This window comes from Aphanizomenon sp. CS-733/32 (assembly GCF_028330045.1).
GTDB lineage: Bacteria > Cyanobacteriota > Cyanobacteriia > Cyanobacteriales > Nostocaceae > Dolichospermum > Dolichospermum gracile.
The window spans coordinates 39711-56234 of sequence record NZ_JAQMSE010000202.1; the positions used below are offsets into that span (position 1 = coordinate 39711).

The window sequence follows — 16524 nt, forward strand, 5'->3', positions numbered from 1 at the left end:
AATAAAAAATAATATTAAGTTTAGTAAAAAAGTAGAAAAGTAGGGTGTGTTAGCGACAGCGTAACGCACCATTCTACATTAAATCAGAATTGCAGGTCATTAAATTTGCGTTCCTTAGATAAAATTATTCTATATTTAATAGATATTGGGGTAAAGATGAAAAATGCGAAGATATTTAAAAGTTCTGAGATTATTTTGGAGTGCGGCGATCGCTGCGGAAATGGAATATCGTGTTAATTTTATCATTACTGCTTTCAGTAGCTTAGGTAATTTAGTAGGTAGTGTCTTTGGTTTGTTCCTGTTTTACCGCACAGGCTACACTTTTACAGGCTGGTCATGGGAAGCCGCCTTAGTAGTCTTAGGAATTTTCACCTTATTACAAGGCTTTAGTGCTACCTTCCTAGCTCCGAACTTAAATCGGATTGTGCGTCATGTCCAAGAAGGGACTTTAGACTTTGTATTATTAAAACCTATTCGTAGTCAGTTTTGGTTATCTATTCATACCGTTTCTCCCTGGGGAATACCAGATTTAATCTTCGGTTTACTCATAATTGGCTACGCTGGTACAAAACTCAGCTTAGGAATTGACAAATACTTACTGACTATTTTCCCCTTGTCCTGTGGTTTGGTCATTCTTTATAGTCTGTGGTTTATACTAGGTGCGACCAGTATTTGGTTTGTTAAAATATACAACGTCACAGAAGTATTAAGAGGACTTTTAGATGCCGGCAGATACCCGATTACAGCCTATCCTGCTGCTTACCGTTTTTTCTTTACCTTTGTAGTTCCTGTAGCTTTTTTAACTACAGTTCCCGCCCAGTCCATGTTAGGACAAATTCAATTTACCTGGTTGCTGAGTGCGGGATTATTAGCTTTGATATTATTTTTCATTTCTACTCAGTTTTGGCGATTTGCTCTCCGTTTTTACACTAGTGCTTCCAGTTAAGTGGACTCAACTTCACCATTACGCTTACCGGATCATCTTGTAAACAAAAATTAAGATCCCCGACTTCTGTTGTAATCGTCTCCAGAAATTGTGACTTATCCTTAGAAGCCAGGGATTTGCGAAACCTGACGATTACAACATATCTGGATTTTCACCCAATTCTCGTAATCTAGCAGCCAACCTATCTGCTTTTGCCTTAGCTGCTTCTGCTTGAGATTTAGCTGCTTCCTCTGGCAATAGAACTAGATTACCAGCAACATCATAAAACCGCGCCCAAATTGTGGTTTGCCTTTCTACCGTTCCTTCCCAAGTTCCCAACCATAAACCTAAACGTCTACTCCATAGCCAACCATGTTCATTGGGGATTAACGGCTGGTACTTTTGATTGTCATCTAAATGCCATCCTTGTAAAGAATGAGGATTAAATGGGTCATAGACAAAATAATCCGAAGTACGAAAAGTCTGCTCATAAAGGTCTTTTTTAAACCCTTTATCTATTCCTGCCGTAGAAGGTGACATTAATTCCACAATTACATCAGGATAGCGACCATTTTCGTCCCAAACCACCCAACCTTGTCGAGTGTTAGTACCATCAACATTGAGAACAGCAAAGAAATCGGGTCCGCGAAAATCACGATTGCGAACCTGGGCACTGCTGTAATAAATAAACATATTGCCCCCAGTAAAATAATCATTGCGGTCAGACCAAAACTGCTGCAATGACCGAATGAGGACATTCATTCCAGTCCGGTGTCTATTTGATTCCAAGGGTTCACCATCATCAAATATTAAATCTGTTGGCGGGTTATGGGTTTCACCATCGTCAAACACGAAATGTGTGGATGAGTCATGGGCTTCCCTGTCAACAATGGCTAGATTCTTATCGGTAGTCATGAGTGATTATCGCCTTTTTCATCAAGCCTAAACTTCTATGATAATCTTGTTGGAGCTTTCTCAAAGCCTTTGACTATAGCGTGTTGGCATGGTTGGGCGGCTTGCGTAATAAAACTATTGAATTGGAAGTTGAAGTTAATGGTAAAAAGGTGAAAGTTAAGGCCAATGCTCAAAAAGAACTAACAGTAGCACTGGAATCAGCGCAAAAATTTATCGCAGAAAAAACTAAGGGATGTGAATTAAATAAAGTGCAAAAGTAAAAAAGTAAGGTGTGTTAGCGACAGCGTAACGCACCATTCCACGTTAAGTAGGTGAACACAATAAAACCAATCTGTGTAACAATACCTTGTGCATTTTTTGTAGGTCGGGTTAAGCGACAGCGCAACCCGACGCATTTGTTGGGTTATGGCTATCGCCACACTATGGCTAACGCCACGCTCCGCGAACGTGAACGTACCTCAATCCAACCTACAAATCAAGACTTTTTTTGATTTGGACAAGGTATTGGTGTAAAGAAAAGTAAAATCCCCCAAACCATCTTCACTATTGCCTCTTCACTATTGCCTCTTCACTATTGCCTATTGCCTATTGCCTATTGCCTTGCCATAAGGACGATCTTCAATGCTAACCTACTTGTATTGAAAATCTCAATCCTTACTACCGCAATTATTTAGGACCTAACCAGTGTAGATATGAGCCAGTCTCAAGCGGCGAATCATTTCTCGTCGCACTTCATTTTTAACTCTTTCACCACGTCGCCAGTGTTCTAATTGAATATTATCAATATAGAACCTTACAGAAAATTGAATGGAAGAACCTTGAATATCTGTAATTTGAATTTGTGGTTCTTTCCAAGCAGTAGAAGACTCCTTAAAGTTAGTTTCCAACCAATCTAGAAGTTTGATTGCGTAGTCATCTAACCTAGTTTCATCAACTCCTGGACTAGAAATTTTCTGAAATAATTTATTCAGTTTTATCTTCAGAAGTTCAATTTTTTGTTCCCATTCATCAGGCAAGACATTTTGATCTTCCAAGACCAAATCTGGATCTTTTAACCATGTTTGATACCAACATCTCACTAAGCTAATGAGATTTTCTTTATTCGTAGACTCTTGTTCTTCTTCCAACCAAGAGCGTTGTCGTTTACCCTTTCGTTCTGTGATAACAACCATTCCTACTAGGTTTAATATCTCTATGTACGTCTTCTGAATACTTCTCAGTTCTTGTGTATCTAACCCACCTCTTTCTAAAAGTTGAATTTCTTCAATTAATTTCTGGAATACGGTGTGGACTTTTTTCAACTGAAGATTTATTTCTTTTTCAATTAGTATCCGTTTGCGTCCAGCATCCTTTTTGGAAAGCCTATCCCCCTGAGCTTCTTTTAATCCATAGAAGCTATCTAATGATTTGAGTTTTTGATCAAAATCAGCTAATGTGTCTGGATGTCCAGCAACAATTTCTTGCAGGATATCCGTCGCCATGATGGCATCAGCATCAATTCTCACTGATACCTTAATCGTATAGGCATAGTGAGTAGTAGGACGACTCAGGTTAGTGATACTTTGATTTCCCAAAGCAGCATTAGGCATATATACTTCACAATGCTCTTCAATCAAATACAACTTTGTTACCCGAATCCCAATTTGTTTGATAATTGCCAGTGAACCATCAGAAGTAGCAATCACATCTCCGAACTTAAATGGTGTATCAACTAATAAGACTAAGCCACTGAAGAAGTTGCTTAAAATATCTTTCACTGCTAATCCCAAAACCACAGTGATACTACCTAGGGCTAATCCTATCCCAGTTAAATCTACACCAAGGGTAGTAAAGAATAGAGAAATACCAATAATATAAGTAATTACTGGGATAAAATTTTGAAGAAGAGGTATTAAAACATCATCCCAAATCGCCTCCGTTCTCCTGGCATAAGCTTTCAAATAGCTAACGACTGCCTCTGTAAACAACTGAGTCACCCAGTAAGTTAAAGCCGCTATTAGAAAGGCTAGGAGTCCCTTCTGAATCCATTCAATTATTTCTCCTGAATTACTTAAGTTGAATAGGGCAATTTTGAGACTCGTAAGGATAAAAATTATAGTCAGAGGAGTTTCGGAAATGCCAAGAAGGAGTAGTAATGTATCTTTTTCCCATTTGCGAGCAAGTGATTTTAGTACATAAAAAAGCCCTATATAAAGTGCAAAAGAAATTCCGGTACATAAACCTAAACTGAAAAGGAACGTACCAAATTGTGCCGCGGTTGGCATAACTAGTAGTGCTGTGGCTACAGGATTAGTTCTTGCAGGTGAGGCTGCCGCTTGGGCAAGAAAATAAATCATTAGTGTCTAAATTCTTACAATTTTTAACAAATTAAAAGGATGATAAACTATCCAATCTCAAAAATCAACCTCTATATGTGATTGATATTTGATGTATTTTTTGTCTATGTAACCATGTAAGTAAGTCGGCACAATAAAGTCAATATATATTTAGTTTGGTAAAAACCGCGAAATACCCTATTCATAAGGTATTCGTTAATTTACATTTCGTTACATTGATTCTTTAATAACGCTGACTTACTTAAGTGTAATTTTAAGATAATACCTTATTTTTACCACCTTTTCACCCATCAGAGGTAGTTTAGGTTAAGTGACAGCGCAATCCAAGGCTCATCTTGGGTTTCATGCTAATTGCTCCGCGAATGTTTACGTTCCACAACCCAATCTACAAATCAAGGCTTTTCCTAATTTGGACAAGGTATTGTCACTTACAAAGCCTTTGTAGTTTAAATTTTATGCGTATGATAATCTCCTTAGAGCTTTCTCAAAGTATTTGATTATGTAGGACTTACGCACTGTACAAATTCACCATGATGTGCATGAACGAAAATCCTTCGTTTCAGGCTTTTGGTGATTAACTTCTGCTCAATAGCGAGCGCTCAAAAATCATCAAAAAATCACGTTAAAATGCCCGAAACCCATACCTCATATTTGGTTGATCCTGTCAATGCGTAAGTCCTAGAATATTAAGTCTAGGAATTATTAGTTTTGCGGTAGCATGGTATATTAAGCCGGATAAAGAATGTCCTCCATGTAAGTTACCTCCAATAAAAATTACCAACCAATTTGCAGAAGTCCACAATGTACCTGAAGGAACATTTAAGTACGGTGGCAGCACTTCCTGGAGTTTTATATACCCAAAGCTAGAATCAGAAATTAAAAATACTTATCCACTATTTAATATCAACATAAGAAAGGACTTAGTAAAAGGTTCTGGAATAGGTATTGAGAAGTTAATAGATGGTGAACTGGATTTTGCTCTATCATCTCGTAATGTTTCGACTCAAGAGGATCACAACGCTAAAAAAAGTCTTAAAGCAATTCCAGTTGTTAAAAGTGGTTTAGCAGTAGCCGTTAACCCCAAATTAGCGATCAATTCTCTGACCAAAGACCAAGTAAGTAAAATCTTTAGTGGAAAGATTGACAACTGGAGACAGGCTGGTAATCCAGCAGATATACCAATTAAGTTTTATGTGCGTGGTAATAATTCAACAAGCACTGATGAGTTTAGAAAAAGTTTAGAAATCATAGAGTTTGGTGAAAAGATTAACTATGTTAATACAACTAATGAAGGACTCCGAGAAATCACTAGAGAAGCTGGGGGAATCTTTGTAGGACCTATCTCAGATATAGTACCACAGTGTGGAGTTAAGACTTTACCTATTATTAATAAGGGTAAAACTTTCTATCCATACCAACAACAAAACTTCGTGTCACCTGCTGAATGTGGACCTGGCAAGCGTAATCGGGTTAACATAGAAGCGATTTATAGTGGTGAATATCCACTCCCTGTTGATTTTTATGTAGTGGTTAAGGAAAATGGTCAAAAAGAACAGCAAGCTGGTGAAGCGTATGCAAATCTACTTCAGACAGAACAATGTAAAAACACGATAAGACAGCTTCAAGAAACTGGAGGTTTTGACAAAAGTAACTAGTTGCTAATGCTTCACTTTGCTGAATCTTCGTGCAAAGTATCTATTAAGCAATTACAACTTTTCAATTGATGATGCGACAGGAAAAATTTATTTTTTACAATCAGGCGATCGCATAAACAATAATATCTTCTTAGTCAAAGTTCAACAAAAACCCGGAACTGACAAATACGAGTTCGTGCCAATTCCTTAATTTTACAACTTTACCGAATAAGTAGGTGAACACAATAAAACCAAACTGTGTAAAGAAATGTAAAATCGCCCAAACCCTCTTCACTCTTGCCTCTTGCATGAGTGCCTTTTGCCTTGCCATAACGACAATTTTCAATACCAACCTACTTAGCAATTACAAATTATCCTTAACCCAACTCCTAAAATTCCGCATAGCCTGACTTCTCCCAATAGTTAAACACTGCCGTACATACTCATTAACTAATTCGACAATGGGAATATTAGGAAAATTAGGACTAGATTGAGACTTTATATATTTCCCTGACTGTAACAAGAAAATCTCCAAACCTTGTTGTTGATATCGCCACAGTTCAGGAACTCCCAAAATTGCATAATTGTCAGATCTAGTCCGAGAAGTAATATCAATTTCAATAGCTAAATCTGGTGGTGGATCTATATTTAAATCAATCCGATTTTTGCCAATTACAGCAGCTTGATTTTGAATATAAAAACTAGTATCTGGTTCTACAGCTTGCTGCATTCGCTTATTTTTAAGTGTTGTCGAACCAAAAGGCTCAAAATCAATTTGGAGTATTTCCAATAAAAGTTTAACTAAATCACCAATAAGTTCTTTATCTTTTTCGTGTTCAGGTAAAGGAACCATAATTTCTAACCAACCATCACTATAAGAAATACGCGCCGCACGCCTTTCTCCCATTTCCTCCAAAATCTTTTCTAACTGCTGCCAACTAATATCCTTGAGTAACATTTGTTGACCTGGATTGACAATAATTTGTTGCAGTTCTAAAAGCATATCGCCTCAAAGATTATCCAATTTTTCAAGAATTATCTTCCTTTATAATATGACCATTCACCGTACAATTGATATTTCCTGTAGAATTAACATCAAAAGAACCGTTAAACAGGAGAAACCAGGCGTGCCTACACTCGGTGTTAATATTGACCATATCGCTACCATTCGTCAAGCCCGGCGGACAGTAGAACCAGACCCTATAGCAGCAGCAGTATTGGCAGAACTAGCGGGTGCTGATGGCATTACCGCCCATTTACGCGAAGATAGAAGACATATTCAAGATCGAGACGTGCGGCTATTGCGAGAAACAGTGAGAACCCATTTAAACCTAGAAATGGCAGCAACCTCAGAAATGTTAGCTATAGCCCTAGATATCAAACCCGATTATGTTACCCTAGTACCAGAAAAACGGGAAGAAGTAACAACAGAAGGTGGTTTAAATATTGTCGGACAAATTGCTAGAATAGGAGAGATAGTTGATAAACTGCAAAATGTCGGCATTCCCGTTAGTTTGTTTATTGATGCCGAACCACCACAAATTGAGGCATCTGTCAAGGTAAAAGCCAAATTTATTGAACTACACACAGGACAATATGCAGAAGCCAAAGACGAAACAACTCGCCAAAAAGAACTAACTTTATTAGCCCAAGGCTGTGAACAAGCCATTAAAGCTGGTTTGCGGGTGAATGCCGGTCATGGACTCACCTACTGGAATGTTTACCCCATTGCCGCCCTTCCAGGCATGGAGGAACTCAATATTGGTCATACTATCATCAGTCGGGCAGCTTTAGTAGGTATGGAAAGAGCAGTCAGGGAAATGAAAGAAGCAATGCGGGGTAATTGGTAATTGGTGATTGGTAATTGGTAGTTGGTAAAATCTTTCCCCCTGCCCCCTGCCCTTTACCTCTTTGGACTAGAGGGGTTGTAGCTGCGTAATTCCAGAAAACTAGAGTCAAATTTGGAAACTTCAAACTACTATGACCTCTCAACAGCCTAAGAACCTGCCCCTATGGGTACAAGATAGAGATAAAGTAATTGCAGCCAGTACAGATGCTCAATGGCGTTATCAAAAAGCCCCTGACTATAGCCGTTCTCAGCAAAACCTAGCAAAAGAGAGTATCCACCATCATCTACAAGGTACACTGGAAGCAATTGTCGAAAATCTCGTCAGAACCTTTGAAATGGAAGTGTCATGGAAAACTAACCCCGCACAGTGGTTATCTATCGTCAATGACAAATTCCGGGTAACAAGTAATGGGGGTCAAGAATACACCGCCGCCGAGTTAGGTAAATCAGGTACTTATAATTTATTTATGGCTGATTCTGAACATTACAAGGCTTCAGAAGAAAGTTTTGAATCTTCCCATGATATCTTTCATAGTACCTTCCCCCAAGGATTTCCCTGGGAAGTATTGGCAGTTTATTCCGGTCCCCCAAATGTTACATTTAAATGGAGACACTGGGGACATTTTCAGGGTAAATATAAAGATTATGCACCCACAGGGAAAACAGTAGAAATTATCGGTATGAGTGTTGCTCATGTCACCGAAGATTTAAAAATTGTTTCCTTAGAACACTATTTTGATAATGCCCTATTTTTAGAAAGCCTGACAGCAGGTGGCAAACTAGAAAATAGTAAAAATAAGGGTAGTGGTTGTCCTTTTGGTTCTTGGTTTCAGGGATTGAAGACAAGTTAATTGCTCAGGGTACAGATTCAACACTGTATCCTAATCAGATCCCCAAATTCTTCTCTCGTGATGTCAAAAAATTAGGACTTACGCAACTGGCACATTAGTAGGGTGCGTCAGATATCAACAATCTGTTTATTTGCATGATTTATGCAGTAGTAAAGCACCCTACAACAGATTTTTAGTGTGACACTTGCGTAAGTCTTATAAATGATGAATTAATACTAGAAGTCGGGGATCTTACCACCTTACCCTAAAATTATAGATTAGTCAGCAAGCAAAGAAAATGAAAACATACTATTACGTTTTGGCCAGTCAACACTTTCTTATGGAAGAAGAACCGATAGAAGAAGTTCTCAAAGAACGGACTCGTAACTATCATGAACAAGAAAAAGAAATTGATTTTTGGTTAGTTAGGCAACCCGCTTTTTTAGAAGCAGCAGAAATGAAAGATATTAAAAAGAAATGTCCTCAACCTGCGGCAGCTATTATTTCCACCAATGCCCAATTTATTACCTGGCTAAAACTGCGGTTAGAGTATGTGATTACTGGCGAATTTCCCGCCCCTTCTGATAGCATACCCAGTCCCTTAGCATCTCTCAGTACAGTTTCTTAATAAGGAACAGGGAGCAGGGAACAGGGAACAGGGAGCAGGGAGCAGGGAACAGGGAGCAGGGAGCAGGGAGCAGGGAGTAAAGATTTTACCAATTACCAATTACCAATTTATGCAACTATTAAAAATCTTGCCAAGTGTGTTATTACTGTCGGTAGTTCCTTTAATTAGCAATATTAATCCTGGTATTGCTCAACAAAATCTTACTAATTGTCAACCACCAAGTGTAGAAGAATATCTATTGTTGGTAGTCAGTCCTACAACTGAAAATCAAAAGCAGTTGCGTAGTGCATTACCGACTGAATTAAAAACAGTTATTTGTAAATATAACAATCAAACAGTAACGCGGATTGGTGGATTTAGGAAGATTGATGATGCCAATCGCTGGGCAAGGTATATTCAGAATATAGTTGGTTTGTCTGCCATTATCGCCACTCTTCCTGTACAGCAAACGCCTCAACAAGTACCACAAACAACTTCAAAAGTACCAAATTCAAAAATCAGCTACAACCCCAAAATATTAGGGGAAGGTTATGCAATTCTGGTTGATTATTTCAACCGTCCAGAAATGGTTAGTAGCTTGCAAAAATCCGTAGGAGGTGATGTGGGTTTTGTCTCCTATGGACAACGCCCTTACCTGTTGGCAGTTTATACTACCAACCAAAAAGAAGCATACAATACATTGCAAAAACTCAGCGAGAGTGGCTTTGTAGCTGTCTTAGCTGATGGTCGCAAAGTAGTCTTACTCCGCTCAAGCGTCCGTTGATAGTTGTCCGGTGTTAGTTGTTTTTTAATCAGGGACTAAAACTAGATATCTGGATTTCTCCTAAAGAATGAGAATATGGCAGTCAATTGTTTTTTCTCGCTTGTGAGAAATCTGGGACGCTAATATTATAACAAAGAAAGTTGAGTATCTGATTGATTAACCACATAAGCAACTCGCTTTTCTATTTTTGTTTTTATTACCTTCCCCTCGTGTATAGCTTTTATTAACCAATCATCCATTTGCACTTTTCTCACTTGTAAAGAGTCCGCAAGAGATTTTGCATCCTTGGGTTGCTGTAAATGATTAAGAATTATAGGTAAAACGACATTATAAATATCTTTAGACATATTGGTGAAATCTTGTGCGATAATCTTAACATTTTGTTCTGGGATTATTTCAGTTTTTACCGATTCAAAATCATTAATAGTTTTTGTTAACATCTCCCGCAAATTACCATGTTCAACTTCTGAAGGAAACGGTTTTGCACCTTGATTATATAATTGCTGGTTTCCTTCTGGTACAGAAGATCCCATTTTCACAAAGACAGGAACTTCTTTCAATTTAGATAATGCTTCTACTGCACCAGCCCAAGTTCCACCTTTACCACAAGTAGAATTAACAACTAAGGCATAATCTGCTAAACTATAAATATATTTATTCCTTCCCATTGCGTTGCCTGTGCTAAAACCAGCATCAGGATCATAGCTAGAAATTAAAGTTAATCTACCTTCTTGAATACTAGAACGATATTTACTATTTACTGCTGCTTTAGTCAAGCTATCAGCTAATACACCAACAGACGTTCCTCCATGATCCAAAATACCTAACATTGATTCTTGATCTATCCCTCTTGCACCACCGGAAATAACTTGTATGCTTTGTTGAGAACAAGTTTGGGCAACTTTGCGTGTGTAGTGAATAATATCCTCATCTACATCACGAGAACCTACAATTGCTAATCCTCCTAAAGATAATAATTCGGTATTTCCAACCCCATAAATAATTGCTGGTGCTGAATGTTTCAATATTTGTTTAAGACGTTTTGGATATTTAGCATCACTGCGTCCTAATATCCATAAGCCCCGACTGGTCCATTTTTCCACAGCTAAACTTAACATTGCACCCCGTTGTAATAAAGCTAAAAGCCTATCAGGGTTAAGTTTATTGTTACTTATTTTTTGTACTTGTTCTTTTGCTGTTGTTTCCAGTAAATCTGCTGGACGCATTTGATGTTCTCGTAACCAGTCTGTTAACAAGTTATATTCACCCAGAGTCAAAGGTAGCGGTTCAATTTGGCGATTTTGTCCAAAACTGGCACACAACAGCAAAATTGCTTGAGTATCTGGTGCTAGGACATGATTTAACATAATTTTCTAATCCGATTGACCTAATGAATTAAGAGCTAATGCTACAGGATAAACTAATCCACTTCTAGCATTACGCAAAAGTGCTGCAATGACAGTAAAAGTCCAACGGGAATCTACCATATCATCAACTAAGAATACATTACCACTCATTCCTTGCCAATCATCAATTGCAAAAGATCCATCTAAATTATGAGCTTGTTGATAACTGTTATTCATCTGTTTTTGTAACTGAGTTTGACGAATTTTGCGGACAATGGGTTTAAATGGTAAGCCTAATTTATCAGCTAGTCTTTGGGCGAAATTAGGTACAAGTTCTGGACGACTTAAGGAAGGAACGCACGTTACCCAAGTGGGAAAAGGTTGAGGTTTCCAACGTTGAATCATCTCAACAGTAGCCTGGACAAGTGCATCATCAAAATGATTATCTTGATATTTTCCTCTCTTGACTAATTCTCCCCAACCTGCATCACCCCATAAAGATAATGTTCTTCCTTCTTCTGCTTTTAAATTGTCTTTAATGTTTCCAGAAAACCCATAGGTGAGCAATGATTCTTTAATCCACTTTTTGCGGGGTTCAATAATTTGGTTACTACGACGTAAATATAAAATTGATTGATTTACAAGTTCATCTGCAAAAGTTTCCGGGAATAATGGCTTACCTAAACATACAGCACATTTACCACATTCGTGTGCATTTGGATCATCTAATTCTGTTGTTAAAAAAGCCATTAAGCATTGTTTACTTTGCATATAATCTGCCATACGCTGTTGTTCTTGTTGGCGGATTTGGGTGATTTCTGCAATTTTTTGACGATTAATTTGATAGTTGACTGGGTTAGCATACCATTTAGAATCTATCTTGGTGACAGGTGTGGGAAATTCCAAAGATAGTAATTTCAAAACTTTATTAATTTGTCCTTGAGCAAGATTTATTTTGTGTTCTATTTCGTTAACAGAAATTCCATTCCTAGCAGAATTAATTACCGCTAATACTTGTTCTGTATGTCTTTGGGGAGGAAATGCTGTATCAATGAAGTAGTTAGTAATTTCTTCATCTTCATCACCACTTAAAAGAATTCCATAGGCTGTTTTTACTGCTCTACCTGCTCTACCTACTTGCTGATAATAATGTACAACAGAACCAGGTCTTTGATAATGAATGACAAATCCTAAATCGGGTTTATCAAAGCCCATACTTAAAGCTGTAGTTGCTACTAATGCTTTAATTTTGTTTTCTAGGAGTTCATCTTCTAATGCTTCTCTTCCATCTTCTAATTTGCTATGATATGCTTTAGCATTAATATTTTGGGTTTTCAACCAATCAGCAACTCGTTGAGCATCACGCACAGTTAATGTGTAGATAATACCACTTCCTGGTAATTGAGATAGATGTTGAGCTAACCAAGCTAATCTTGCGGCTTGACTGGGAAGGTAAATATTTTGTAGATGTAAACTTTCTCTAGTTAAATTTCCTCTATAAACGCGCAGATTTGACCCTAATTGAGCTTTAATATCATCAACTACTCGATTGTTAGCTGTAGCAGTTGTAGTCAAAACAGGAATATTTTGTGGTAAGGCTTGTAAAACTCTGACAATACGGCGATAATCAGGACGAAAATCATGTCCCCAGTCAGAAATACAATGGGCTTCATCAACAACAAATAAACCTATTTTTTGAGATAATGGTAAAAGGATATTTTCTCTAAATTCATCATTAGCTAATCTTTCAGGAGAAATTAATAAAATATCTACTTGATTTGCTAACAAATTTGTTTCTACAAGTTTCCAATTATCTGTATTACTAGAATTAATTGTTTCGGCTTTTACTCCAATACGTTTTGCTGCTGAAATTTGGTTTCGCATTAATGCTAAAAGAGGTGAAATCAATAAAGTGCAACCAGCACCTTGATCTCTTAATAAGCGAGTCGCTAAAAAATAAACTAGACTTTTTCCCCAACCTGTGCGCTGAACGACAAGTAACCGTGATTTGTTCAGTAGTAAATCTTCAATAGCTTCCCATTGTCCATTGTGAAAATCAGCGTTTGGGTTATTCAAGGCCTGACGCAGAAGGAATAATGCTTTTTCTTTGAGTATGGTTGTCATAGATGCTGAGTATCTACCTACCATACTTTTGTATCACAAAGGATAACCTACAACATTTGTAATACGTTGATGATCTGGGAAATCTGACCAATTACCAATGACTAATATACAGCCCGCGCTAACCAAGAAATAGCTACACCTAAAACTGAACCAGCGATAACTTGAACTGGTGTATGTCCTAGTAATTCCTTGAGACGGTCTTGAAAAAAGTCCGGTTTTTCATGGAATAATTCATCAATCATTTGATTGAGTATTTTTGCTTGCTTACCGGCAGCTTGACGCACTCCAGCGGCATCGTACATAACGATGATAGCAAAAACTGTAGCTAGAGCAAATTCTGGAGATGCCCAGCCTAAAGTTTGACCTACACCGTCTGCTAGGGCTGTTACTAGGGCTGAATGGGCGCTGGGCATACCTCCAGTAGTCACTAAAACACGCACATTTAATTTGCGATGTTTAACTAGCTCAACGATAAGCTTTAATCCTTGAGCCACAAAACAAGCTACAAGCGCAACCAGCAGCACGCGGTTGTTGATAATTTCGCCTATGTCCTGCATGGTATTTTGGTGAGGTTAGTAAGTGTGGGTAGTGGTTGTATGGAGTCAGCAATTCAAAATCCAAAATCTAAAATTGGATTTAGTGATTGCGACTGGTGATAAAGTGGGCGAGCGCTTGCAAAGGAATGGCTTTTTCACCATAGGATTCTAATTCAGCACAAGCTTCAGCAACCAGTTGTTGGGCTTTGGCGCGAGATTCTTCAATTCCCCACAGACTAGGATAGGTGACTTTCTGGGCTGTGAGGTCTTTCCCAGCGGTTTTACCCAACTGCTCTTGGGTAGCAGTGATATCTAGAATATCATCAATGATTTGGAAAGCCAGACCAATATTTTGAGAATAACGAGTTAATTTTTGCACATCTTCAGCGGATGCACCAGCAATAATTCCCCCACAAACTACGCAAGCTTCTAACAGGGCTGCTGTTTTATGATTATGAATAAAATTCAGGGTTTCTAAGGAAATATCGGATTTACCTTCCGATTCTAAATCTACTACTTGACCACCGACTAAGCCAGCCGCGCCTAATGCTTTACCCAGGCGAATGATGACTTGTAATACTCTATCTCTAGGTACATTTGTAGGAGTTTGGGCGGCCACGTGTTCAAAGGCTAAAGCTAATAAACCATCACCTGCCAAAATAGCGACATCTTCACCATAAACTTTATGATTGGTGAGTTTACCGCGACGATAATCATCGTTATCCATTGCGGGTAAATCATCATGAATCAATGACATGGTATGAATCATTTCTACGGCACAAGCTGTAGGCATGGCCATTTCTATTGTGCCACCAATCATGTCGGCAGTAGCGAGACAGAGAATAGGCCGAACTCGTTTCCCTCCAGCTAAGAGTGAGTAGCGCATGGCTTCATAAATCTTTTCTGGATAAACGACGGTAATGGAATTATCCAAAGCCTGTTCGCAAAGCTGTTGTCGTTCTTTGAGATAGGTAGCGAGGTTAAAACTAGCTGATTCTGATTTTTTGGGGGTTTCCAATCTTTTGTCCGTTGCTACCATGCTTTGTATTCCTCTTGACTTTTGAAAATATTGGGTTGTTTGTGATCTGTGTACCAATTTTACGGGGGTTTGGGGCGGAAACACTCACCGAATTTTGGATTTTAGATTTTGGATTTTGGATTTAAAATCTTAAAGAGTTTAAAGTCCCCGAATTTATGCGGGGAATAAATCTAAAATCCGCTGTTGATTCCCGTTGTACTGAGGAATCATGAATATTCATAAAACCTCGCGGTATGCGGGAAACTCAGAATCTTCAGACCTGAGAGGGAAGCGACACGAGCAGTTCGACAAGCTCACTGACCACGGTTTTAACCACCTTGAATATTTTTTCATTACCGCCTTGGAGTTAGGAAATTCGGGGTACTTTTGTGATGTACTTTCAACGGGACAATTACCGATTCAAATTTCCTAACTCTGTACGCATAATGTGTTGCTCCGAAGAGCCTCCCTTTCGGGGTGATGTTAGCTTCGTCAATGTTTTAAGAGCTTTTTAGACTTGCAACACTGTTTCAGTGACTTTAAAACTGTTTAATTGCAAATGACAGAGCAGGGAACTAGCTACGCATTCCAGGGTGTCGTGACTCAAAAAACGTAGTCAGTGAAGACTTAGACTGGTCAGTACAGCTTGCAATTTCTTACAAGCTCAGTCCCTTTAGGGCTGAGTTACTGACAAAAATTATTTCTCAGTTGCCTGTTGTTTGTAAATAGCTAGAAACAGTATTTTGCAATAACATGGCTACTGTCATTGGACCAATACCACCGGGAACAGGGGTAATATATTCTGCCACATTAGCGATCGCTTCAAATTGAATATCACCAACTAACCGACTTTTGCCATTGCTATCTGTAACCCGGTTTATGCCCACATCTACCACAATTGCGCCCGGTTTTACCATATCAGCACTAATCATGCCGGGAATACCGGTGGCAGCGATCAAGATATCAGCATCTTTGGTAATATTTTGTAAATCCCGGGTTTTAGAATGGGTAATGGTAACTGTAGCATTAGCTTCTAGTAGCATCAAAGCCATCGGTTTCCCTACTAAAATACTCCGGCCTACGACGACAGCTTTTTTTCCCTGTAAAGGAATTTTATATTCTCCTAACAATCGCATCACACCGGCGGGAGTACAACTGCGTAAACCTGTTTCACCTCGCACCAGTCGTCCTAAGTTCACGGGGTGGAGTCCGTCAGCGTCTTTATCCGGTGCAATTTGATGTAATAGACTGACAGCATCTAAATGATGGGGAAGGGGTAACTGGACTAAAATCCCGTCTACTCTTTCATCTTCGTTGAGTTGGGCAATTACTTCCTCTAATTCAGTTTGGCTGGTTTGGCTAGGAAAGTGTTTACCAAAAGAGGTAATTCCGACTTTAGCACAGGATTTTTCTTTGTTGCGGACATAGGCGGCTGAGGCTGGGTTATCTCCCACCATTAATACCGCTAATCCAGGCGATCGCCCAATTTTACCTTGTAATTTGCTAATTGTCTCGCTAAGTTCTTGCTGAATTTTATCGGCTAATGCCTTACCGTCGAGGATTTTCGCAGTTTGTTTCATAAGGGAATAGGTTACAGGTTACAGGTTACAGGTGACAGGT

15 protein-coding genes are annotated in these 16524 nt (G+C 38.6%); 7 read left to right on the forward strand and 8 right to left on the reverse strand.

Annotation, left to right across the window (positions count from 1 at the left end):
• Positions 1-163: 163 nt before the first annotated feature.
• Positions 164-946, forward strand: coding sequence for an ABC transporter permease (locus PN471_RS16860; RefSeq protein WP_271777830.1), 783 nt, complete (start codon positions 164-166; stop codon positions 944-946).
• A gap of 132 nt (positions 947-1078) precedes the next feature.
• On the opposite strand, the gene PN471_RS16865 is transcribed toward PN471_RS16860, so the two are convergent.
• Positions 1079-1840, reverse strand: coding sequence for a Uma2 family endonuclease (locus PN471_RS16865; RefSeq protein WP_271777831.1), 762 nt, complete (start codon positions 1838-1840; stop codon positions 1079-1081).
• Between the two features lie 122 nt (positions 1841-1962).
• On the opposite strand from PN471_RS16865, the gene PN471_RS16870 reads away from it, so the two are divergent.
• Entirely contained in the window at positions 1963-2100 is a 138-nt protein-coding gene (locus PN471_RS16870) for a hypothetical protein (protein WP_271777832.1), read from the forward strand.
• A 417-nt stretch (positions 2101-2517) separates the two neighbouring features.
• On the opposite strand, the gene PN471_RS16875 is transcribed toward PN471_RS16870, so the two are convergent.
• Positions 2518-4176, reverse strand: a complete 1659-nt coding sequence (locus PN471_RS16875; RefSeq protein ID WP_271777833.1) for a mechanosensitive ion channel family protein — start codon at positions 4174-4176, stop codon at positions 2518-2520.
• 773 nt (positions 4177-4949) lie between these two features.
• Here PN471_RS16875 and PN471_RS16880 point away from each other — a divergent pair.
• On the forward strand, positions 4950-5831 hold the full coding sequence (locus PN471_RS16880; RefSeq protein WP_271777853.1) for a PstS family phosphate ABC transporter substrate-binding protein: 882 nt from the start codon (positions 4950-4952) through the stop codon (positions 5829-5831).
• 343 nt (positions 5832-6174) lie between these two features.
• Here PN471_RS16880 and PN471_RS16885 read toward each other — a convergent pair whose 3' ends face one another.
• The gene (locus tag PN471_RS16885; protein ID WP_271777834.1) at positions 6175-6813 is read right to left on the reverse strand and encodes a Uma2 family endonuclease; all 639 of its coding nucleotides are present in this window, start codon (positions 6811-6813) and stop codon (positions 6175-6177) included.
• A 124-nt stretch (positions 6814-6937) separates the two neighbouring features.
• Between PN471_RS16885 and PN471_RS16890 the strand changes: the two genes are divergently transcribed.
• The 4 genes from PN471_RS16890 (at position 6938) to PN471_RS16905 (ending at position 9880) form a co-directional block, all read left to right on the forward strand.
• Complete coding sequence (locus PN471_RS16890; protein WP_271777854.1) at positions 6938-7660, forward strand: pyridoxine 5'-phosphate synthase; 723 nt, start codon at positions 6938-6940, stop codon at positions 7658-7660.
• A gap of 130 nt (positions 7661-7790) precedes the next feature.
• Entirely contained in the window at positions 7791-8510 is a 720-nt protein-coding gene (locus PN471_RS16895) for a SnoaL-like polyketide cyclase (protein ID WP_271777835.1), read from the forward strand.
• A 277-nt stretch (positions 8511-8787) separates the two neighbouring features.
• Positions 8788-9117 (forward strand): MgPME-cyclase complex family protein, encoded by a 330-nt coding sequence (locus PN471_RS16900; RefSeq protein ID WP_271777836.1) that lies wholly within the window; start codon positions 8788-8790, stop codon positions 9115-9117.
• 109 nt (positions 9118-9226) lie between these two features.
• Positions 9227-9880 (forward strand): hypothetical protein, encoded by a 654-nt coding sequence (locus PN471_RS16905; protein ID WP_271777837.1) that lies wholly within the window; start codon positions 9227-9229, stop codon positions 9878-9880.
• Between the two features lie 125 nt (positions 9881-10005).
• On the opposite strand, the gene PN471_RS16910 is transcribed toward PN471_RS16905, so the two are convergent.
• The 5 genes from PN471_RS16910 to folD form a co-directional block, all read right to left on the reverse strand.
• Positions 10006-11247: a DNA-processing protein DprA gene (locus PN471_RS16910; protein WP_271777838.1), complete on the reverse strand. Its 1242-nt coding sequence runs from the start codon at positions 11245-11247 to the stop codon at positions 10006-10008.
• A gap of 6 nt (positions 11248-11253) precedes the next feature.
• Entirely contained in the window at positions 11254-13350 is a 2097-nt protein-coding gene (locus PN471_RS16915) for a RecQ family ATP-dependent DNA helicase (protein WP_271777839.1), read from the reverse strand.
• 101 nt (positions 13351-13451) lie between these two features.
• Positions 13452-13907, reverse strand: coding sequence for a divergent PAP2 family protein (locus PN471_RS16920; protein WP_271777840.1), 456 nt, complete (start codon positions 13905-13907; stop codon positions 13452-13454).
• 79 nt (positions 13908-13986) lie between these two features.
• Positions 13987-14925 (reverse strand): geranylgeranyl diphosphate synthase CrtE, encoded by a 939-nt coding sequence (crtE, locus tag PN471_RS16925; RefSeq protein WP_271777841.1) that lies wholly within the window; start codon positions 14923-14925, stop codon positions 13987-13989.
• Positions 14926-15608: 683 nt separating this feature from the next.
• Positions 15609-16484, reverse strand: a complete 876-nt coding sequence (gene folD / locus PN471_RS16930) for a bifunctional methylenetetrahydrofolate dehydrogenase/methenyltetrahydrofolate cyclohydrolase FolD (protein ID WP_271777842.1) — start codon at positions 16482-16484, stop codon at positions 15609-15611.
• Positions 16485-16524: the final 40 nt, after the last annotated feature.